The organism is Burkholderia sp. BCC0398, assembly GCF_902833245.1.
GTDB classification, from domain to species: Bacteria; Pseudomonadota; Gammaproteobacteria; order Burkholderiales; family Burkholderiaceae; genus Burkholderia; species Burkholderia sola.
Window position 1 is genome coordinate 153,928 of record NZ_CADFEM010000008.1, and the last position, 21,550, is coordinate 175,477.

The 21,550-nt window shown below is 68.1% G+C and carries 17 protein-coding genes and 1 pseudogene; 14 read left to right on the top strand and 4 right to left on the bottom strand.

Annotated features, from left to right (window positions below; genetic code table 11):
* Positions 1 to 215 precede the first annotated feature (215 nt).
* From HWX76_RS18975 to HWX76_RS18985, 3 genes are all read left to right on the top strand, one after another.
* Positions 216 to 1,721, top strand: a complete 1,506-nt coding sequence (locus HWX76_RS18975) for a hypothetical protein (protein WP_050014155.1) — start codon at positions 216 to 218, stop codon at positions 1,719 to 1,721.
* Positions 1,722 to 1,753: 32 nt separating this feature from the next.
* Positions 1,754 to 2,080, top strand: coding sequence for a hypothetical protein (locus HWX76_RS18980; protein ID WP_124557104.1), 327 nt, complete (start codon positions 1,754 to 1,756; stop codon positions 2,078 to 2,080).
* A 148-nt stretch (positions 2,081 to 2,228) separates the two neighbouring features.
* A complete protein-coding gene (locus tag HWX76_RS18985; RefSeq protein WP_176016175.1) occupies positions 2,229 to 3,281 on the top strand; it encodes an AraC family transcriptional regulator in 1,053 nt (350 codons plus the stop codon).
* Positions 3,282 to 3,327: 46 nt separating this feature from the next.
* Here the strand turns inward: HWX76_RS18985 and HWX76_RS18990 are convergent, their stop codons facing one another.
* Both HWX76_RS18990 and HWX76_RS18995 read right to left on the bottom strand, forming a co-directional pair.
* On the bottom strand, positions 3,328 to 4,740 hold the full coding sequence (locus HWX76_RS18990) for a 3-deoxy-D-arabino-heptulosonate 7-phosphate synthase (protein ID WP_124631720.1): 1,413 nt from the start codon (positions 4,738 to 4,740) through the stop codon (positions 3,328 to 3,330).
* A gap of 31 nt (positions 4,741 to 4,771) precedes the next feature.
* Entirely contained in the window at positions 4,772 to 5,533 is a 762-nt protein-coding gene (locus tag HWX76_RS18995) for a fumarylacetoacetate hydrolase family protein (protein ID WP_050014159.1), read from the bottom strand.
* Between the two features lie 298 nt (positions 5,534 to 5,831).
* Here HWX76_RS18995 and HWX76_RS19000 point away from each other — a divergent pair, with 298 nt between their 5' ends.
* Together HWX76_RS19000 and HWX76_RS19005 are read left to right on the top strand one after the other, a co-directional pair.
* The gene (locus HWX76_RS19000; RefSeq protein WP_050014160.1) at positions 5,832 to 6,311 is read left to right on the top strand and encodes a universal stress protein; all 480 of its coding nucleotides are present in this window, start codon (positions 5,832 to 5,834) and stop codon (positions 6,309 to 6,311) included.
* A 13-nt stretch (positions 6,312 to 6,324) separates the two neighbouring features.
* Entirely contained in the window at positions 6,325 to 6,516 is a 192-nt protein-coding gene (locus tag HWX76_RS19005) for a DUF2964 family protein (RefSeq protein ID WP_027786097.1), read from the top strand.
* 82 nt (positions 6,517 to 6,598) lie between these two features.
* Here HWX76_RS19005 and HWX76_RS19010 read toward each other — a convergent pair whose 3' ends face one another.
* Complete coding sequence (locus HWX76_RS19010) at positions 6,599 to 7,654, bottom strand: tetratricopeptide repeat protein (protein WP_235356233.1); 1,056 nt, start codon at positions 7,652 to 7,654, stop codon at positions 6,599 to 6,601.
* A 562-nt stretch (positions 7,655 to 8,216) separates the two neighbouring features.
* Between HWX76_RS19010 and HWX76_RS19015 the strand changes: the two genes are divergently transcribed.
* The 8 genes from HWX76_RS19015 (at position 8,217) to HWX76_RS19055 (ending at position 20,012) form a co-directional block, all read left to right on the top strand.
* On the top strand, positions 8,217 to 11,981 hold the full coding sequence (locus HWX76_RS19015; RefSeq protein WP_089490302.1) for a nitrate reductase subunit alpha: 3,765 nt from the start codon (positions 8,217 to 8,219) through the stop codon (positions 11,979 to 11,981).
* A complete protein-coding gene (gene narH, locus HWX76_RS19020) occupies positions 11,978 to 13,513 on the top strand; it encodes a nitrate reductase subunit beta (protein WP_089490303.1) in 1,536 nt (511 codons plus the stop codon). Before HWX76_RS19015 ends, narH begins: the two co-directional genes overlap by 4 nt.
* Complete coding sequence (gene narJ / locus HWX76_RS19025; protein ID WP_050014163.1) at positions 13,510 to 14,211, top strand: nitrate reductase molybdenum cofactor assembly chaperone; 702 nt, start codon at positions 13,510 to 13,512, stop codon at positions 14,209 to 14,211. Before narH ends, narJ begins: the two co-directional genes overlap by 4 nt.
* A 24-nt stretch (positions 14,212 to 14,235) precedes the next feature.
* On the top strand, positions 14,236 to 14,919 hold the full coding sequence (gene narI, locus HWX76_RS19030) for a respiratory nitrate reductase subunit gamma (RefSeq protein WP_176016176.1): 684 nt from the start codon (positions 14,236 to 14,238) through the stop codon (positions 14,917 to 14,919).
* Between the two features lie 12 nt (positions 14,920 to 14,931).
* Positions 14,932 to 15,720: a peptidylprolyl isomerase gene (locus HWX76_RS19035; protein WP_176016177.1), complete on the top strand. Its 789-nt coding sequence runs from the start codon at positions 14,932 to 14,934 to the stop codon at positions 15,718 to 15,720.
* Between the two features lie 15 nt (positions 15,721 to 15,735).
* Complete coding sequence (locus HWX76_RS19040) at positions 15,736 to 17,004, top strand: nitrate/nitrite transporter (RefSeq protein WP_244137984.1); 1,269 nt, start codon at positions 15,736 to 15,738, stop codon at positions 17,002 to 17,004.
* 129 nt (positions 17,005 to 17,133) lie between these two features.
* Positions 17,134 to 18,870, top strand: coding sequence for a site-specific integrase (locus HWX76_RS19045; protein ID WP_050014167.1), 1,737 nt, complete (start codon positions 17,134 to 17,136; stop codon positions 18,868 to 18,870).
* A 221-nt stretch (positions 18,871 to 19,091) separates the two neighbouring features.
* Complete coding sequence (locus tag HWX76_RS19055) at positions 19,092 to 20,012, top strand: hypothetical protein (protein ID WP_176016246.1); 921 nt, start codon at positions 19,092 to 19,094, stop codon at positions 20,010 to 20,012.
* A gap of 30 nt (positions 20,013 to 20,042) precedes the next feature.
* Here the strand turns inward: HWX76_RS19055 and HWX76_RS19060 are convergent.
* Positions 20,043 to 20,399: pseudogene (locus HWX76_RS19060) on the bottom strand (ABC transporter substrate-binding protein); the annotation flags it as partial.
* 520 nt (positions 20,400 to 20,919) lie between these two features.
* Here HWX76_RS19060 and HWX76_RS36705 point away from each other — a divergent pair.
* Positions 20,920 to 21,550 (top strand): PLP-dependent aminotransferase family protein (locus tag HWX76_RS36705; protein ID WP_244137985.1); only part of this gene is annotated, 631 nt, incomplete at its 3' end.

The window sequence follows — 21,550 nt, forward strand, 5'->3', positions numbered from 1 at the left end:
CTGACGGGGCCGCGCTGCACGACGGGGGAGGGCTGCCGAAAGCGGCGTTCGCGTTGATCCGCACGACGGAAGCGTTCATGAAATGGACACGGGAAGATGCCGGTTTCCATGCCTGTTCAATAGCATTGCTTAACGATTGTACGGGCGAAACGATGCGTCGTATCCGCCCAACGGCAGACGAGAGTACGCCGAAAAATGAAAACAAGAGGATTCCGATGAAACCCATTACATGGATGGTCATGGCGGCCGCGCTCGCACTGACCGCATGCGGCGGCGACGATGTCGCGACGAACGGCGGCGCGTCGTCGTCGACGCCGACGAATCCCGGTTCGCCGTCCGGCTCGACGTCGCCCGGCGGCGGGTCGACAGGCGGCCCGACCGGCGGCGGCGCCACGCAGCCGCAGGCCGGCTGGTCGACGGCCGCCGCGGTGGACGGCAAGGGGCCGGAGGGCGCCCCGAGCGTGACGCTCGACGCGAGCGGCAATGCGCTCGCCACGTGGATGACCAACGGCCCGACCGGCGCGAACGGCAACGAGATGTGGGGCGCGCGCTATGCCGCTGGCTCGGGCTGGGGAACCGCGACGCGGCTCGACACGGGCGACGGCTCGCATTCGATGAACACGACGAGCTCGAGCCCGTCGCGCGTGGTCGGCAACGCGAGCGGGCAGGCCGTCGCGTTCTGGACCGAATGGATGCCGGGCCCGAACACGTATGCGCTGTGGGCACGCCCGTACAGCCCGGCCGGCGGCTGGGGCGCGGCGTTCGAAGTCGCGCCGGACGTGACGGGGTCGACCTATTCGGCCGGCATCGACGGCCAGGGCAACGCGCTCGTCGCGTGGACGCAGTCGATCAGCCTGCTCGATACGCGTATCGCATGGACGCGCTACACGCAGTCCGGACAGTGGTCGCCGACGGCGCTGATCCAGATGCCGGTGCAGACCGGGCCGGGCGCGGTGACCGGCGACACCGACAACGTGGGGCCGATGATCTCGGTGCTGTCGTCCGGCCGAGCCGTGCTCGCGTGGCGGCAGACCAACCATACGCACTCGGCGCTGTGGACGGCCACGTACGACCCGGCCAACGGCTGGACCGACGTCAATCAGGCCGTATCGAACACGAGCCTGTTCACGACGATCATCTCGCCGGTGGCCGGCATGGACGCGAAGGGCAACATCACGCTGCTCTGGGGGCAGCTCGACGTGACGGGCGGGAAGCTCACCACCACCACGATGTCGCAACGCTACGTGTCCGGCACCGGGTGGCAGCCGTCGCAACCCGTCGCGCCCGCCATCGTCGAGCCGACCGGTTTCATCGCGACGCCGATGCTCGCCGTCAACGAGAACGGCGTGGCCGCCGCGATGTGGGCGGAAGGCGGCGCGGCGCTGCAGGTGAGCGTGTCCGATGCCAGCGGCAACTGGGGGCCGTTGCAGCGGCTGACCGAACACCTGAACGGCGCGGCACTCCAGTACCCGCCGCTCGTGGTCGATGCGGGCGGCAACGTGACGGCCGCGTGGCAGGACACCGGTTTGCCGGGTGCGTCGGCCGTCGTCGCGGCCAGCTACCGGAAGGGCGCGTGGAGCGCGTCGACGGTGGCGCCGCAGAGCGCGTCGTGGCCCGCGCTGGCCGTCAACGCGACGGGAGCGATGGCGCTGCTCTGGCAATCGTACGTCGCGACGATCGGCAGCCAGATCCAGGCCAGCTTTTATACGCCGGGCACGTAAGCGCCTCGCATTGGGAAATCGAAGGAGAAACCATGAAGCAAACCTTGCATTGCACCGTACGGACCGCGCTGGGCGTCACGGTCGCCGGCCTCGTGCTCGCCGCGTGCGGCTCGACGCAGATGAACATGGTCGACGTGCAGACGTCGACCGCGAAGACGCTCGGGCTCGCGTCGTCGGACGAGATCACGATCGCCAACGTCCAGTACGGGAAGAAGGACGGGCTCGGCGGCCAGAAGGTGAGTTACGACGCGACGACCGGCAAGGGGCGGCGTTTCGGCTGTACGGTGTTCATGATTCCGGGGCTCACGCCGATCGATCGGCCGACGTACAACAACTGGGAATGCCATCCGCAACGCTGATGGCCGCGATGACGACCGCGCCCGCCATCGGGCGTCGGTCGATCGCTTAGGGGCACGATGCATCGCGTGGGCCTTGCGCCCGCGCAATTTGGTCCGATAATCGACGAACCGATTCTTTCCTGCCCGCCGGTTCGATAAAAAAACTGTCATGGATCAAGCTGCATTTGTCCCTGTTTTCAAGTTCCGCACGATCGACTACCCCGAGCCGGACCGGTTCCACGTCTGGGTCAAGGACATGCTGTGCGACTATCGCCTCGACGACGACGGCGGCCACGGCCCGTGCGACGCGGAAGCCAGCGGCGCGGCGCTCGGCCCGCTGATCTTGTCGGGCCGGCACTGGCACTCGCGCGCGCCGACCTATACGGTTCGCCGCACCCCCCGGCGGATCCGGCTCGACGGGCAGGATTCGATCCGCTTCACGTTGCTGCTCGGCGGTCGGCTCGCGAGCCATACCGGCGGCCCCGAATTGATCAAGGGCGCCGGCGACCTGTTCGTCTACGACGTCGCGCAGATCAACGACTGCAAGGTCGAGGCCGGCGACGTGATCAGCCTCGTCGTGCCCCGCTACCTGCTGCCGAGCCATGCGGCGCAGATGCACGGCCAGACGCTGACGAGCGGCGTGGGCCGGCTGGTCGCCGATCAGATGCTGTCGCTGTTCCAGAACCTGCCGAACCTTCGCATGCAGGACGTGCCGAGCATCGTGCAATCGATGCTGTTGCTGCTGGCCGCGGCGGTGTCGCCGACCGCGCAGGCATTGAACGACGCGCGCGGCCCGATCGAACATGCGCTGGTCGACCGCGTGCGTCGCTACATCGACGTGCATTTGCTGGAGCCGGACCTGACGCCCGAACGGATCTGCCGCGACATCGGCGTATCGCGGGCGCGGCTCTATCAGTTGTTCAAGGAAGAGGGCGGCGTGATGCGGCAGATCACGCGGCGGCGCTTGCGTCACGCGTATCACGTGCTCGGCGATCCGCAGCGCCGGCATCAGCGCATCGCGGAAATCGCGTGGGCGCACGGCTTTCCCGACGAGAAGTATTTCCACCGGCTGTTCAAGGCGGAATTCGGCCACACGCCGAAGGAGACACTCGAGTGCGCGGCCGCGCCGATCCTGCTGCCGTGCGGTGCGACCGATGGGCGCTGGGGCGACGGCGGCCGGCTGGCGGGGTGGACGCTGCCGTTCGGGGTGCTCACCAACTGAGCGGTCCATGCGCGAGCGCCGTGCGGCGGCCGGCTGTATTCGCGCATCACGCGCACACGCTGCTGGCGATGCCTCCGTCGTCCATCTCGTCCAGCGCGACGCGCAAGTCGTCGATGGCCACCATTAGCTCACGCACCTGCCGTAACGACGGGTACTGATGCAGCACGGCCTGCCATTGCGGCAGGGTCAGCAGCGCGTGCCAGATGACGCCGAGGCCGTCCGGATCGGCATCCGGCCTTTGCGCGAACACGCTCGCGTATTCGAGGCTCGCCTGCGCGGACAGCAGCTGCATCCGGCTCGCGGCGCTCAGCAGCCGCGGCGTCGCATCCGCCGACGCGTCGCAGCAATACAGCACTTCGCGGGGCAGCGCCGCTTCGTCGGTCGTCAGCGCATGCAGCGATGCGCCATGCACGCGTACCGTGCCCTGGTGCGTCTCGAACGCATAGACCGTGTCGGGGGCCGCCTGCGCGAGCAGGGTCAGGCCGCGCAGCAGCCGCGGCAGATCGGTCGTCGCGGCATCCGCGGACGCCTTCGCCTCGACGAGGAAGCGCACGTTCCACGCGGGCGCCGGGTCGTTGCCGCGCGCGCGTTCGAGCAGGATCGCATCCCATTCGGTTTTCGCGCGGTCGTGCCGGCCCGGGATCGACGACGGCACGCGCATCGACGTGACGACGCGGTAGGTGCGCTGCTCGTCCACCGCGTCGAGCCTGCGCGCCAGTGCGTCGAGCGCCTGCGCCGCCAGCGCTTCGACGGCCGCGCCGCGCTGCTGCGACGCGACGCCCTGCGCGACGGCGACCGTGCTGCCGACGAGCGGCCCCTGCCGGACCCACAGCGCGCGGTAGCGACGGACGTCCTCGTCCGCGGCCAGCGCATCGAGCCGCAGCATGCGTTCGAGCGCGGGGCTGTCCTTCAGTTTGACGATGTCCTGCTCGAACGCCGCGTCGGTCGCCATCTCGGGCAGTGCGAGCAGATGCGCGAGTGCCGCGTGCAGCTCGGCCCACGACGCCGAAGTGGCCGCCGCATGCAGGCGCGCGAGGCCGTCGCGTTGCCAGGCCTGGGCGCTTCGTTCGAGCTTGGCCGGGTGCGCGATCGCATTGACGGCCGAGTGGAGCGCGCGCCGGTCCTGCTCGGCGTGCGCGGACAACGACGCGTATTCGCGCACGTTCGGCGCATCGTGACGCAGCACCGACGCCTGAAACGACGGATCGCCGGATGACGGATCCATCGCGTCGCGGATCATCCGCGCGAGCGCATCGATGAAGCGCTGCCGCAAGTCGGCGCCGGGCGCGTGGCCGTCCGCCCGCATCCTGCGCGCTTCCTCGATCACGATCGCCAGCGCGGTGGCCGGATTCGTCGCGTCGGTCAGCGACGACGCGCGCTCGAGCGGCGGCAGCCGGTAACGGCGCGCGACGGCGCGCAGGATGGCGTCGAGCAGGGCGGGAAGCGGTGTCAGCGACATGGCGGTCTGGGCGAGAAAGAGACCTGACCCGTCAAGCGGTCAGCGTCACCGACAGGCTGCCGAGCTCGCCGAAGCGCACCGTCAGCGCATCGCCGAGCGGCACGTCGATCGCGCCCGCGTACGAGCCGGTCGTCACGATCTGGCCGGCGCGCACCGCGTCGCCGCGCGACGCGAGGAAATTGACGAGCCATACCAGCGGCTTCAGCGGATCGCCGTCCGGATGGCGGCCGTCGATCGTGCGGTTCAGCGCGCCTTCGAACGATAGCGCGAGCGTCGCGAGCGGCACGTTCAGCCCGTCGGGCACGACCGGGCCGACGCACAGCCCCTGGTTGAATTGCCCGTCGGCCAGCAGCTCGAACTTCGATGCGCGCGCCGGTTCCGCATAGCGGCAGCCGAGTACCTCGAGCACGATGCGCACTTCCCGGATCGCCGCGCGCACGTCGCCTTCGTCATACGGCTGCGCGCGCGCGGGCAGGTCGCGATCGAGCACGAACGCGATTTCCGGCTCGATCCGCACGATCGGCCCGCCGACGACGCGGTACGGCGCATCGGCTTCGCGGATCGTCGACGCGAAGATCGGCGCGAGGATCACGCGATCGGGCGGCGGCAGCGCGCATTTCCATCCGCCGACGGGTTCGCCGAGCAGATCGGCCACGCGCTGCTGGATCGCGAGCGCGGTGTCGATGTCGTCGGGGCGCAGTGCATCGGGCAACAGCGGGCCGGGCGAGCCGGCATGGCGGGCGGCGACGAGATGCTGGGCGGCGCCGTCCACGCGTTCGGTAGTCGTTGTCATGTCGGTTGAGCGAGTTGAAAGTGGGGCCGGCAAAAAAGGGCCGGACGAAAGTCGCATAGTCGATGATAGCGCCTTCGGCGCGATGGGCGCTCGAAAGGGCAGCGGCGTCCGCATCGCCTGCCCGGTTCGGGGGCTGAGCGACAACGCAAGCCGGCCGCTTCCCGTCGCGTCGCTTTGCCGCATGCGGCGGTAGCGCCGGAGCTTGACCGCCGTCAACATCCGGACCCGCCGCCGGCCGATGATGGTGGCATGGCCGCACGCGACAGCGCGTGCGGCAACTCACCCCAGCGAGGTTCGCATGTACGAGAAAATCATGGTGGCCGTCGACGGCAGCGCTTCGTCGAAACAGGCGCTCGCCGAAGCCGTGAAGGTGGCGCTGGCGGGCGACACGCCCGTCAACGCGGTGTATGTGGTCGACAAGTCGGTGCTGTTTACGTATGCGGGCCGTCTCGATCCGCACGCGCTCGTCGAGGAAATCCGCGACGACGGGCGCAAGGTGCTGCGCGAAGCCGAACAGATCATCGCGCTGGCCGGCGCGAAGGGCGAAGCCGAACTCGTCGAGACCGAGAGCATCGGCGAGGACGTCGCGGAACGCCTGCAACGCTACGTGAACGAGCACGGGATCGATCTCGCGGTGGTCGGTACGCACGGGCGGCGCGGCATCCGGCGCGTGCTGCTCGGCAGCGTCGCCGAGCGTTTCGTGCGCGGCTCGAAGTGCCCGGTGCTGCTGATTCGCGGCGACGACGCCGACGCGGCGGCCGCCGCGGCCGCGGCATGACGCGGCGCGCGCGATGATACGCCGCCAGTACCGGATCGTCGTCGCGGCGATCGCCGTGTTCGTGTCGCTCGCCGGCATGATGGCCGTCGTGACGGGCCTGCTGTTCGATGCCGCGACGGCGCTGCGCGGCGGCGCGCTCGCGTTGATCGTCGGCGTCGCGGGCTTCGTCGTGATGCTGAACCCGGGGCCGAAAGGCGAGGAGTGACCCGCACGGGCGGGGCGGCGGCGCACGTTCGTCGACGGTTCCGCGACGACTGGCGACAGCCGTTACGCCGCCGCGATGTCGCCTAGTCGCTTGTCATCGACGGCGCGTTCGTGTCGTCCTGCCCGTTCCCAATCATCAGCCGCTTCAACGTTTGCGCCAGCTCGGTGCTCTCCGGCTGAATCTTCCCTGCCTGCGCGAACGCGTCGCGCGCCTCATCCTGGCGCCCCAGCTTCCACAGCACTTCGCCCTTGTGCGCCAGCGCGGTCGCATGCGCTTCGCGTGCAGCGCTTGCTTCGTCGCCGTCCGCCGCGAAGGTCGCTATCGAGCGGTCGAACCACATGAGCGCTTCGTCGTGGCGGCCGACGCGATACAGCGCCCAACCCTTGCTGTCGAGCGCATACGCATCCGCCGGTTGCTTCGCGAGATACGCGTCGATCATCGCGAGCCCGCGCTCGACTTCCACGCCTGCGTCGACGAGCCGATAGCCGACGTCGTTCAGGTGATCGTCGGAAATGTCGCCGAGGTCGAGCACGGCGGCGATACGCGCCGTGTCGCGTTCCGAGATGGCCAGCGACAGCAGCTTGGCGACGATCTGCTGCCGTAATTCGCCGCCGACCCGGTTGCCGTTGGCGATCAGGCTGCCGAGATATTGCGTGTACAGGTCCGGCGTGCCGGGCGCGTTCGTGCCGTTCGCGATGGCCGCGCCCGGGCCCGCGCACCAGTCGGTGTCGTCGGGGGCGATCAGCACGCTGGTGGAGAGATTGATGTTCCGACGCGTACGCGATTGCGCGTAGTAGGTATTGCCACGGGCATCCGAATAGCCGCACGCGAGATATTCGTCCTGGACGTCCAGCACGTACGGCACGCCGCCGAGCGGCGCGTCGCTGGACGAATCGACCAGGCGGAACGATTGACCCATCTCGCCTTCGCCGATGATCGGGTTGAACACCCACTGCTGCTCCGGATGGAACTTCGGCAGCCGGATCCTGGCCGTGCGGCCGGCCGCGTCCGTCGTGCCGAAGATCACGTTGTCGTGCTCGGCCGATTTGCCGGGCAGTCCCGCGATGGCCTGGTCCGGCAGGAACAGCCGATAGCGCGCATTCGGCAGCGGTCGTTGCGTGACCGGGTCGCGCAACACGAATCGATGAACGTAAGCCCCGTTGCCGAACGACGCCGTCGGTGGGACGTAGGTGCGGGCGTGGGCGGCGGGCAGGGCGGCGCACCCGATCGCTGCTGCGACACAGGCAGTGAAAAGGCGTGAGGTCATGAAAATGCGGTTCTTATTGGTGGCGACGTCATTGCCCGACGGCCGGTAAAACGGTCGAACGCATTGCGCGGTCTTCCATGAACGGCCCGCTGCCGGCCGGCGATTCCGCATGACACCGTCGTTCGTTCAATGCCATTCGATGCGGTTGAGTCCGATGTCCCGATTCAACGGAAAACGAACCGGCAGGACGCGGCACTGCCGTGCGAAGCATAGCAGGCGACACTATCAGTCCCTATTTCTGGACGTTGCAGCTCGATGAACGATGTCGTGATTTGTATCAAGTTGTGATACGTCGATCCGAAAGACAATTCATCCGAGCCGGACGAAAAGGATGCAGAAGGCGGACTGATTCCAATCCGACCGTCCTTTACAACCAGTATTTCCCCTCCTTAAATAATCAGGGTCTGCCAAAGACCGGAAAAACGAGATCCCCATGAGCCATTTCCTGGATAGATTGCGTTATTTCTCCACCACGAGGCCACGCTTTTCAGACGGGCACGGCGCCGTCACCGACGAAGACCGCAAGTGGGAAGACGGTTACCGGATGCGCTGGCAGCACGACAAGATCGTGCGCTCGACCCACGGCGTGAATTGCACGGGTTCCTGCTCGTGGAAGGTCTATGTGAAAGGCGGGATCGTCACCTGGGAAACCCAGCAGACCGACTATCCGCGCACGCGTCCCGACATGCCGAACCACGAGCCGCGCGGCTGTTCGCGCGGCGCGTCGTACTCGTGGTACCTGTACAGCGCGAACCGCCTGAAGCATCCGATGGTGCGCAGCGCGCTCGTGAAGCTGTGGCGCGAACGCCGCCGCACGCTCGCGCCCGTCGACGCATGGCGCTCGATCGTCGACGACGATGAAGCACGGCGCTCGTACCAGAGCCGGCGCGGGCTCGGCGGCTTCGTGCGCGCGAGCTGGGACGAGGTCAACGAGATCGTTGCGGCCGCAAACGTCTACACGGTGGCGCGCTACGGTCCCGATCGCGTGGTCGGCTTCTCGCCGATTCCGGCGATGTCGATGGTGTCGTACGCAGCGGGCTCGCGCTACCTGTCGCTGATCGGCGGCGTGTGCCTGAGCTTCTACGACTGGTATTGCGACCTGCCGCCCGCGTCGCCGCAGACCTGGGGCGAGCAGACCGACGTGCCGGAATCGGCCGACTGGTACAACTCCACGTTCATCATGATGTGGGGCTCCAATGTCCCGCAGACGCGCACGCCCGACGCGCACTTCCTCGTCGAGGCGCGCTATCGCGGCACCAAGGTCGTGTCGGTGTTTCCCGACTACTCGGAAGGCGCGAAGTTCGGCGACCTGTGGCTGCACCCGAAGCAGGGCACCGACGCGGCGCTCGCGCTCGCGATGGGCCACGTGATCCTGAAGGAATTTCATCTTGCAGGGAAGAGCGATTATTTCGCCGACTACTGCAAGCGCTACACCGACATGCCGTGCCTCGTGCGGCTCGTGCCGCACGGCGACGGCTACGTGCCCGAGCGCCTCGTGCGCGCATCCGACTTCGACGACGCGCTCGACGAAGCCGCGCATCCGCAGTGGAAGACCGTGATGATCGACGACGCGAACGGCGAGTTCGTCGTGCCGGTCGGCTCGATCGGCTTCCGCTGGGGTCAACAGGCGGACGCCGACAAGGGCAAGTGGAACCTGCGCGGCGAGACGTCGAAGGGCGCGGTGCTGTCGCCGCGGTTGTCGTGCACGGCCGCGCACGACGACGTGGTCGACGTGCTGTTCCCGTATTTCGGCAACCAGCCGCACGCGCACTTCAACTCGACGCAGCATGCGTCCGTGCTGTCGCGCCGGATCGGCGTGCGGCGCATCGCGACGCGCAACGGCGACATGCTGGTCGCGACCGTCTATGACCTGTTCGTCGCGAACTACGGGCTCGACCAGGGGCTCGGCGGGCGCGACGTGGCCGCGAGCTACGACGACGATCTGCCGTACACGCCGGCGTGGCAGGAAGCGATCACCGGCGTGAAGCGCGCGGACGTGATCTCGGTCGCGCGGCAGTTCGCGGAGAACGCGCACAAGACGCAGGGCAAGTCGATGGTGATCATCGGCGCGGGGATCAACCACTGGTTCCACATGGACATGTCGTACCGCGCGATCATCAACATGTTGATCATGTGCGGCTGCATCGGCAAGCCCGGCGGCGGCTGGTCGCACTACGTGGGCCAGGAGAAGCTGCGGCCGCAGACGGGGTGGACCGCGCTCGCATTTGCGCTCGACTGGAACCGCCCGCCGCGCCAGATGAATGCGACGTCGTTCTTCTACGCACATACCGACCAGTGGCGCTACGACCCGATGGATCCGGCCGCGCTGCTGTCGCCGCTTGCGGACAAGTCGCGGTTCCACGGCGCGCCGATCGACTACAACGTGCGCGCGGAGCGGATGGGCTGGCTGCCGTCCGCGCCGCAGCTGTCGGTGAATCCACTGAAGGTCGGCGCGAGCCTGGGCGACCCGTCGCAGGCGGGTGCGGACGTCGCGCGGCAGTTGCAGGCCGGCGCGCTGCGGATGGCGTGCGAGGACCCGGACGCACCGGACAACTTCCCGCGCAACCTGTTCGTATGGCGCTCGAACCTGCTCGGCTCGTCGGGCAAAGGCCACGAGTACTTCCTGAAGCACCTGCTCGGCACCACTCACGGCGTGCAGGGCGAGGACCTCGGCGCGACCGGCGGCCGGCGTCCCGAGGAGGTGACGTGGCACGACGAAGCGCCGCGCGGCAAGCTCGATCTGCTCGTGACGCTCGACTTCCGCATGTCGACGACCTGCATGTACTCGGATGTCGTGCTGCCGACCGCGACGTGGTACGAGAAGGACGACATGAACACGTCCGACATGCACCCGTTCATCCATCCGTTGTCGGCGGCGGTCGATCCCGCGTGGGAATCGAAGAGCGACTGGGAGATCTTCAAGGGGATCGCGAAGCGCTTCTCCGAGCTGTGCGACGGGCATCTCGGCGTCGAGCGCGACGTCGTGCTCGCGCCGATCGCGCACGATACGCCGGGCGAACTCGCGCAACCGTTCGACGTGCAGGACTGGAAGCGCGACGAATGCGAACCGGTGCCGGGCCGCACGATGCCGGCGGTGGTCGCGGTCGAACGCGACTATCCGAACACGTATGCGCGCTTCACGTCGCTCGGCCCGCTGATGGACAAGCTCGGCAACGCCGGAAAGGGCATCGGCTGGGATGCGAAAGACGAAGTGAAGCTGCTCGGCGAACTGAACTACAAGGTCGCTCACGGCGCCGCGCAAGGGCGCCCGCGGATCGACACCGCACTCGATGCGGCCGAGGTGATCCTCGCGCTCGCACCTGAAACCAACGGCGAAGTGGCGGTGAAGGCATGGTGCGCGCTGTCCGGCATCACCGGCATCGATCACACGCACCTGGCCGCCGCGCGCGCGGACGAGAAGATTCGTTTCCGCGACATCCAGGCGCAACCGCGCAAGATCATTTCATCGCCGACGTGGAGCGGGATCGAATCCGAGCACGTGTCGTACAACGCCGGCTACGTGAACGTGCATGAACTCGTGCCGTGGCGCACGATGAGCGGCCGCCAGCAGCTCTATCAGGATCACGCGTGGATGCGTGCATTCGGCGAATCGCTGTGCGCGTACAAGCCGCCGGTCGATACGGGCAGCTACGAACACATGGTCGGCACGCGCTCGAACGGCAACCCCGAACGTGTGCTGAACTTCCTGACGCCGCATCAGAAGTGGGGCATCCACAGCACGTACACGGACAACCTGCTGATGCTGACGCTGTCGCGCGGCGGGCCGATCGTGTGGATGTCGGAGGACGACGCGAAGGCGATCGGCGCGGTCGATAACGACTGGATCGAGTGCTACAACGCGAACGGCGCATTGTGCGCGCGGGCGGTGGTGAGCCAGCGGATTCCGTCCGGGATGGTGATGATGTATCACGCGCAGGAGAAGATCGTGAATACGCCGGGCTCCGAGATCACCGGCACGCGCGGCGGCATCCACAACTCGGTCACGCGCATCGCGCTGAAGCCGACCCATATGATCGGCGGCTACGCGCAGCTCGCGTACGGGTTCAACTACTACGGCACGGTCGGCTCGAATCGCGACGAATTCCTGATCGTGCGCAGGATGAACAGGGTCGACTGGCTCGACGGCGAAGAAGCCGCGACCGATACGTCGAACGTCCGCACCGGAGAAACGTCATGAAGATACGCGCACAGATCGCGATGGTGCTGAACCTCGACAAGTGCATCGGGTGCCATACGTGCTCGGTGACCTGCAAGAACGTGTGGACGAGCCGCGAAGGGATGGAATACGCGTGGTTCAACAACGTCGAGACGAAACCGGGCATCGGCTATCCGAAGGACTGGGAGAACCAGGACCGCTGGCGTGGCGGGTGGCAGCGGCGCGCGGACGGCAGGATCGAGCCGCGACTCGGCGGCAAGTGGCGGTTGCTCGCGCAGATCTTCGCGAACCCGCATTTGCCCGAGATCGACGACTACTACGAGCCGTTCACGTTCGACTACGCGCATCTTCAGGAAGCCGGCAACACGCGTGCGATGCCGGTCGCGCGGCCGCGCTCGCTGATCAGCGGCCAGCGACTCGAGAAGATCGAGTGGGGGCCGAACTGGGAGGAAATTCTCGGCGGCGAATTCGAGAAGCGCGCGAAGGACACCAACTTCGAGAACGTGCAGAAGGACATCTACGGGCAGTTCGAGAACACCTTCATGATGTACCTGCCGCGCCTGTGCGAGCACTGCCTGAACCCCGCGTGCGTCGCGGCGTGCCCGTCGGGCTCGATCTACAAGCGCGAGGAAGACGGCATCGTGCTGATCGACCAGGACAAGTGCCGCGGCTGGCGCATGTGCGTGTCCGGCTGCCCGTACAAGAAGATCTACTACAACTGGCAGAGCGGCAAGGCCGAGAAGTGCATCTTCTGCTATCCGCGTATCGAGGCCGGCCAGCCGACCGTGTGTTCGGAAACCTGCGTGGGCCGCATTCGCTATCTTGGCGTGCTGCTGTACGACGCGGACCGGATCAGCGAGGCGGCCAGCGCGGAGAACGAGAAGGATCTGTACGAAGCGCAACTGTCGCTGTTCCTCGATCCGGAAGACCCGGCCGTGATCGCGCAGGCGGAGCGCGACGGCGTGCCGGCCGCGTGGATCGACGCCGCGCGGCGTTCGCCGACCTACAAGATGGCAATCGACTGGAAGATCGCGTTCCCGCTTCATCCGGAATACCGGACGCTGCCGATGGTCTGGTACGTGCCGCCGCTGTCGCCGATCAACGCGGCCGCCAACAGTGGCGATCTCGGCATGAACGGCTACCTGCCGGACGTCGAATCGCTGCGCATTCCGCTGCGCTATCTGGCGAACCTGCTGACGGCCGGCGACGAAGCGCCCGTGAAGCTCGCGCTCGAACGGCTGCTCGCGATGCGCGCGTTCATGCGCGCGCGCCACGTCGACGGCATCGACGCGCGCGCCGTGCTCGACCAGGTCGGGCTGTCGCTCGCGCAGGTCGAGGAGATGTACCGCTATCTCGCGATCGCGAACTACGAGGATCGCTTCGTGATCCCGACCACACATCGCGAGTATGCGGAGAACGCGTACGACCTGCGCGCGTCGTGCGGCTTCTCGTTCGGCAACGGCTGTTCGGACGGCCGGTCGTCGGCGAGCCTGTTCAGCGCGAAGAAGGAGAAGGGCACACGGACCATTCCGATCCGCGAGGTCTCCCGATGAGCACCGCACCCGATCCGACCTATGCGGCGTTCGCCGCGCTGCTCGACTATCCGGACGACGCGCTCGTCGACGTGCTCGATTCGGTCGAAACGCACCTGCGCGAAGCGGCGCGTTTGCCGAGGACGGTACGCGCCGGGCTCGACCGGTTCTTTGCGTACATGCGCGAGCGCGACCTGCTGACGCTGCAGGAGAACTACGTCGCGCTGTTCGATCGCGGCCGCGCGACGTCGCTGCACCTGTTCGAGCACGTGCACGGCGAATCGCGCGACCGCGGACAGGCGATGGTCGACCTGCTGCAGATGTACGAGCGGCACGGGCTGTTCCTGAACCCGGGCGAACTGCCCGACTATCTGCCCGTGTTCCTCGAATACCTGTCGCGGCTGCCGGCGCCCGATGCGCGCAGCCTGCTCGCTGAAACCGGCGAGATACTGCGCGCGGTGGCCGGCCAGCTCGCGCAGCGCGGCAGTCATTACAGCTTCGTCGTCGGCGCGCTGTTGCCGATGGCGGGCCTCGCACCGGTCGACGCACCGGCCGCCGCGGACGACGACGTCGCCGCCGAGCGGCCGAGCGCCGACGACTACCGCGCGCTCGACGCGTCGTATGCGGACGAAGCCGTGCGCTTCGTCGGCGCTGCAACACCGGCGACCGCGGAGCAGACGGTGCGGTTCCACGACAAGCGGCCGGCCCGCGGCGCGTAAGCGCGGGCCCAACTGGGGAAACACATGAACGCTTACCTGCATCAGTTCCTGTTCGGGATCTACCCGTACATCTGTCTCGCGGTGCTGCTGGTCGGCAGTCTGATCCGCTTCGACCGCGAGCAGTACACGTGGAAAAGCGATTCGTCGCAGCTGCTGCGCCACGGGATGCTGCGGCTCGGCAGCAACCTGTTTCACTGGGGCGTGCTGGTCGTCGTGCTCGGGCACTTCGCGGGCTTCCTGGCGCCGCACTGGCTCGTGTCGCCGTTCCTGTCGGCGTCCGGGCACCAGTTGGTCGCGATGGTGGCGGGCGGCGCGGCCGGCGTCGCGTCGATCGTCGGGCAGACGATCCTGATCTGGCGCCGCCTGGGCGATGCGCGCATCCGCAAGAACAGCCGCACGTCCGACATCGTGATCGTGCTGATGCTGTGGGCGCAGCTCGCGCTCGGGCTCGGCACGGTCGTACTGTCGACGCGCCACATGGACGGCGTGATGTTCGAGCAACTCACCGACTACGTGAAGGGCGTCGTCACGTTCCGCCCGGACATCGCGAGCCTGCTCGTCGGCGTGCCGCTCACGTACCGGCTGCACATCCTGCTCGGCTTCACGATCTTCCTCGTGTCGCCGTTCACGCGGATGGTGCACATCTGGAGCGGGATCGCGTCGATCGCGTACCTGATCCGTCCGTACCAGCTCGTACGCAAGCGCTGAGGAGGAAAAAGCATGAACGACGTTCTTTCCGAAGTCGCGACGATGCCGCTGATCGTCAACGGCATCGAGATCGACGCTGCGTCGATCTCGACGGAAGCCGAGCACTACCACGATGCAGCCGATCCGCTCGACGCGGCGCGGCGCACGCTCGCGGTGCGCGAGCTGCTGCGGCAGCGCGCGGTGTCGCTGGCGCTGCTCGACGAAGGCGCGCCGCTCGACGACGCGGCCGTCGACGCGCTGCTCGAACGCGAACTCACGCATGTGCCCGAACCCGATCGCGCGGCTTGCGAGCGTTATTACGCGCAGCACCCGGCGCGCTTTCGCCGCAACGACATCGTCCATGCGAGCCACGTGCTGTTCGCGATGACGGACCGCGTGCCGCTCGCGCCGCTGCGGCAGCGCGCGGAACAGGTGCTCGCCGACGTGGTGGCCGCGCCCGATACGTTCGAAGCGGTCGCGCGCGCGTCGTCGAACTGCCCGTCGGCGGAAGTCGGCGGCAGCCTCGGGCAACTGCTGCGCGGCGACACGGTGCCGGAATTCGAGGCCGCGCTGTTCGATACGGACGGCATCGGCGTGCTGCCGAAACTCGTCAACACGCGCTTCGGCTTCCACATCGTGCGCATCGAGCGCCGCGTGCCGGGCGACGCGGTGCCGTTCGACGAAGCCGCCGACCAGATCGCCGCGTACCTCGCGGCGCGCGTGCGGCGGCAGGCGATCCGGCAGTACGTGGCGATTCTCGCGGGCGGCGCACGCGTCGAAGGCGTCGAATTCGACGGTGCGAACGGGCCGCTGGTTCAATGAAACGGGGTTTGGCGTATGGCAATTCAACAAGGTAATGCCGGGCGGGTGATGAACGCACCGGCCGTTCCGCTGCGTGCGTGGTCGGTGCTGGCCGCGAGCACGCTCGCGTTCATGGTGTGTTTCGTCGTGTGGATGATGTTCGGCGTGCTCGGCGTGCAGTTGCGCACCGATCTCGGGCTGAACAGCACGGAGTTCGGGCTGCTCACGTCGACGCCGGTGCTGACCGGCGCGCTGATGCGCTTGCCGCTCGGCACGTGGACCGACCGCTTCGGCGGTCGCATCGTGATGACGGTGCTGCTCGTCGTGTGCGCGGTGCCCGTCTACGTCGTCAGCTACGCGACGCAGCTGTGGCAGTTCCTGCTGATCGGGCTGTTCCTCGGCTGCGTCGGCGCGTCGTTCGCGGTCGGCACGCCGTATGTCGCGCGGTTTTTCCCGCCGCAGCGACGCGGGCTCGCGATGGGCGTGTTCGGCGCGGGCACGTGCGGCGCGGCCGTCAACCTGTTCGTCACGCCGCTGCTGCTCGACGCGTATGGCTGGCGTTTCGTGCCGCGCATCTATGCGGTCGCGCTGCTCGTCACCGCGCTGATCTTCTGGCTCGCGTCGGCGCCCGATCCAGGGGCGGGCAAGCGCGGCGGATCGATGCTCGATTCGTTCAAGGTGCTGCGCGACCCGCGCGTGTGGCGGCTCTGCCAGTACTATTCGATCACGTTCGGCGGCTTCACCGCGCTGTCGCTGTGGATTCCGCAGTACCTGAAGAGCGAATACGGGATGTCGCTGGTGATGGCGTCCGCGTTCGCGGCCGGCTTCTCGCTGCCGGGCTCCGTGCTGCGCGCGCTCGGCGGCGCGCTGTCCGACCGCTTCGGCGCGCACGCGGTCACGTGGTGGGGGCTGTGGGTCGCGTGGATCGCGCTGTTCCTGCTGTCGTACCCGGCGACCGATTTCGTGATTCACACGATCGACGGCACCGCGACGCTGAACGTCGCGATGCCGGTGGCCGGCTTCGTCGCGCTGACCTTCGTGCTCGGCGCGGTGTTCGCGCTCGGGATGGCGTCGACCTTCAAGTACGTCGCCGACGATTTCGCGGACAACATGGGCGTCGTGACTGGCATCGTCGGGCTCGCGGGCGGGCTCGGCGGCTTCCTGCTGCCGATCCTGTTCGGCATGCTGCTCGACCTGCTGCGCGTGCGCACGACGTGCTTCATGTTCCTGTACGGAATCGTGTGGGTGTCGCTGATCCTCATTTACCTGTCGGAAGTGCGGCGCACACCCGTCGTCACGGGCTGACCGCCTTTCGATCGATCCGATGCGCCGGTGCGATGCCCGAGGGGGCCCGGGTCGCGCCAGCGCATCGTCCCGTTCGGAAGGGCGCGCGCGACGTATCCGGCCGCGCGCGCTTCTGTCAAACTGGCGCCCATGAAACCGCGCCTCGCTTCATCGCATTCCGCCGATTCCGCGCCTGCGCCCGCAGGCTTTCCCGACGCCGACGAACTGGCCGCGCTGCGCGCGTGGTACGCGGGCATGACCGTGCGTCAGGCCGTCGAACGCTACCTGCCCGACCGGCTCGGCGCGGGGCGCTCGGCGCGCGGCGTGATCGGCGCGATCCGCCGTCGCCTCGTGCGCGTCGCGCGGCAGGTTGGCCGCCCCGATCTCGCGGAACGGCTCGGCCATGCGGACGGTGAGCGTTTGCGGGAGGCGAAAGCGGCCACCGACGCGATCGCCCAACTGCGCCATGCACGCGCGCCGGCACCGCAGATCAGCGACGACGTCGGCCTGTGGCTGCCGGCGCGCGCGGTCGTGGCACTGCGTGCGCACGGGATCGCGACGCTCGCCGACCTGACGGTGCGGATTCCGCGCCGGCGCCAGTGGTGGCGGGCGATCGCGGGCCTCGGCATGGCCAGTGCGCGGCGCATCGACGCGTTCTTCGCCGCGCATCCGGACCTGACCGAACGGGCGCGCGCGCTGATCGCCGCGACGCCGCGCGGCAGCATCGTGCCGTGGGAACACCTGAAGCTGCCGCACGAAGTCGACGGCTCGGCCGGCACGTTCCGCGCGCCGCGCGCGACCAGCACGCTCGATGCGGACAACGATTACGCGGCCGTGCACGCGTGGCTGTCGCTGCACGAATCGGCCGCGACGCGGCGCGCGTACCGGAAGGAAGCCGAGCGGCTGATCCTGTGGGCGATCGTCGAGCGCGGCCGCGCGCTGTCGTCGCTGACGACCGAGGACGCGCTCGCGTATCGCGCGTTCATCCGGCGGCCGACGCCGCACGAGCGCTGGGTCGGGCCCGTGCGGCCGCGCGGCGCGCCCGACTGGCGGCCGTTCTCGGGCGCGCTGTCCGCGCGCTCGGCGGCGTACACGCTGTCGGTGCTCGGTGCGCTGTTCCGCTGGCTGATCGAGCAGCGCTACCTGCTCGCGAATCCGTTCGCGGGCGTGAAGGTGCGCGACACGCGCGGCGCGACCGCGCTCGATACGTCGCACGCGTTCACCGAAGGCGAGTGGCTGCTGGTCCGCACGATCGCCGACGGGCTCGAGTTCGGCCAGCGCGCGGGCGACGGTGCGCCGCAGTCGGGCTGGACGCCGGCCGCCGCGCAACGGCTGCGTTTCATTCTCGATTTCGGCTATGCGACCGGGCTGCGCGCGAGCGAACTGGTCGGCGCGACGCTCGGCGACATCGAGACGGACGCGCACGGCGACGCGTGGCTGAAGGTGATCGGCAAGGGCAGCAAGGCCGCGCGCGTCGCGCTGCCGCCGCTCGCGCGCACGGCGCTCGACCGCTATCTGGTCGCGCGCCGGTTGCCGGTCACGCCGGCGCGCTGGCGGCCCGATACGCCGCTGATTCCGAGCCTCGCGGAAGACGACGCGGCCGCCATCACGAGCGTGCGGCTGTGGAAGGTGATGCAGCGTTTCTTCGCGCAGACGGCCGTTGCGGTCGAAGCCGACCACCCGGCGCTCGCGCACAAGCTGCGCCAGGCGAGCCCGCACTGGATGCGCCATACGCATGCGACGCACGCGCTGGCGCGCGGCGCGGAGCTGACGACGGTGCGCGACAACCTGCGGCATGCGTCGATCTCGACGACGTCGATCTATCTGCATGGCGACGACGTGAAGCGGGCGCGGCAGATGTCGAGCGCGTTCGGCATCGACAAATGAGTGGAACGGCGCGGCATCGGCGCCGGTCAGACGGTGTTCCGATCCCGGGGGTTCGTATGGCGTCGAGCCAGCGCACGGTCGATTTCATCGTCGAGCAGATCGCGGCGGCCGGTACGGTATCGGCCCGCAAGATGTTCGGCGAATACGGCGCCGCGCCACGCGGCGGGCGGGCGTATTCTGTGACACATGCACGCGACCATCGTGCGCCAGGGAGTACCAACATGGAGACATCCGCATTGACGCGCGGCACGCGCCCGGCGCGCCGCGTATGGCATGTGCTCGTCGTGAGCCTGTGTGTCGGCTGGAGCGCGCTGTCGTTCGGCGCGGAAGGCGCGAGCGGCGCGGCCGCGCTGCTCGACCGCTACCGCAGCCTCGGGCCCCAGCTGAAGGACAACGCGTTTCACCGGCCCGTGGTGCTCGAATCGTCGGAAGCATCGTCGTCGCTGAAGGGCGACATCTATGCGGTCGTCGATTATCCGTTCGCGGCCGTGAACGGCCAGCTCAACGATCCCGCGCAAGGCCCCGCGAACTGGTGCGCGGTGCTGATCCTGCACCTGAACACCAAGTACTGTCATGCGTCGAGCGGCGGCAACGGCCCGGTGCTCGACGTGAACCTCGGCCGCAAGATCGAGCAAAAGCTGTCGGACACCTATCGCGTGCAGTTCCGCTATCGCGTGGCGGCCGCGACGCCCGATTATTTCCAGGTCGACCTGACCGCCGACAGCGGCCCGATGGGCACGAAGGATTACCGGATCGCGCTCGAGGCCGTGCCGGTCGGCGCGTCGCGCACGTTCCTGCACCTCACGTATTCGTACGGTTTCGGCACGGTCGGACGGATGGCGATGAAAACCTACCTCGCGACGGTCGGCAGCGACAAGGTCGGGTTCACGACCGTCGGCGCCGCGCCGGCCGGGCAGCCCCAGTACGTCGGCGGCGTGCGCGGGCTGCTGGAGCGCAACACGATGCGCTACTACCTTGCGATCGACACGTATCTCGCGACGCTCGACAAGCCGATCGACCAGCGCCTCGCGCGCTGGTTCGACGCGACCGAGCAGTATCCGCAGCAACTGCACGAAGTGGAGCGGGGCGCGTATCTGCAGATGAAAGCGCAGGAGGTGCAGCGGCAGCAGGCGGCGCGATGACGCCGCCTGCCGCCTGCTGCTCGGTGTCGATCAGTTCGACGCGCCGCCGACCGTGCGAATGCTGTGCCACTGCCCCTGTTCGACGCGGAACAGCGTGTAGGGCGGCTTGATCAGGTCGCCGCGCTCGTCGAACGAGATCTTGCCGGTCACGCCGGTGACCGACACGCCGGGCAGGCTCGCGACGATCTTGCCGCGATCGGGCGAGTCGGCCTTGCGAACCGCCGCGATCATCGCGAGCGCGGCGTCGTACGCGAACGGCGCATACAGCTCGACGTCCTGGTTGAAGCGCGCCTTGTAGTGCTTGTCGCGCTGCGCGAACGCGACGGCCGACGGCAGCTTGTCGAGCGCGGGGCCTGGCTCCAGATCCTGCGTGCCTTCGCCCGCGTGTCGACCGCGCGGAACTCGGGCCCGGCGTGCGCATCAATCTGGCACGTGCGGCTACGCGCGGCTACGTGTTCGATCGTGGACCGCATCGTGTGGCTCTCCCAACGAAAGCCCTGCAGTAGTGCCCCCCCAATTGCCTCGCCGGTACGGCGGCGTCCAGGCCGATCCGGCCGCCTCGTGCCGGCCAACCGACCGTCCGGCCATTTCATAAGACGTACAGTTTTCCCGTGATGCGCGATTCCGGCGGAACTGTACTCTTGTTCGCGCGTTCGATGTGTGTACCCGCCGCAAACTGTTCTTCTCTTAAGATCAAACCATCAAGTGCACAGTGCCGCAGATCCAGTTGATCCGGAACCCTGGCGGCGCATCTTCAAGAGAGAGCCAGCGCGATGGAAAAGGCAAAACCGGAGGGGAAGATCAGGAATCACGACGGCCCGGTCGGCGGGCGAAACACGAGCAACACGCGCGTATCGGACGCACACGGCGGGGCGGCGCGGCCGCGCGCGTCGGCGGGAGACGCACGATGAAACTCTATGAAAAACTCGCGGACGATATCGAGCGCCTGATCCGCCAGGGCGTGTACCGGCATGGCGACCGGATTCCGTCGGTGCGGCAGGCGAGCCAGCAGCACCGGATCAGCATCACGACGGTGCTGCATGCGTATCTGCTGCTGGAAAGCCGCGGGCTGCTCGAAAGCCGGCCGCAGTCCGGCTATTTCGTGAACCTGCGGCGCGACGACGGGCACGCGCCGGTGCGCGAACTGCGGCCGTCGAAGCCGATCGCGATCTCGTCGTCGGTCGACGTGAGCCGGCTCGTGCTGTCGACGCTGCGCTCGATCGGCACGGACGACGCGGTGCCGCTCGGCTCGCCGTATCCGGACCCGAGCCTGTTCCCGTTCGAGAAACTGAACCGCTACGCGTATGCGGCCGGCCGCGACAAGTCGCTGTGGGGCGTGACCGACGGGCTGCCGCCCGGCCATCCGCGACTGATCCGGCAGATCGCGCGCCGCTACCTGGAGAACGGGATGTCGGTGGACCCGAACGAGATCATCGTGACGGTCGGCGCGACGGAGGCGATCAACCTGTGCCTGCAGGCGGTCGCGAAACCGGGCGACACGATCGCGGTGGAATCGCCGACGTTCTACGCGATGCTGC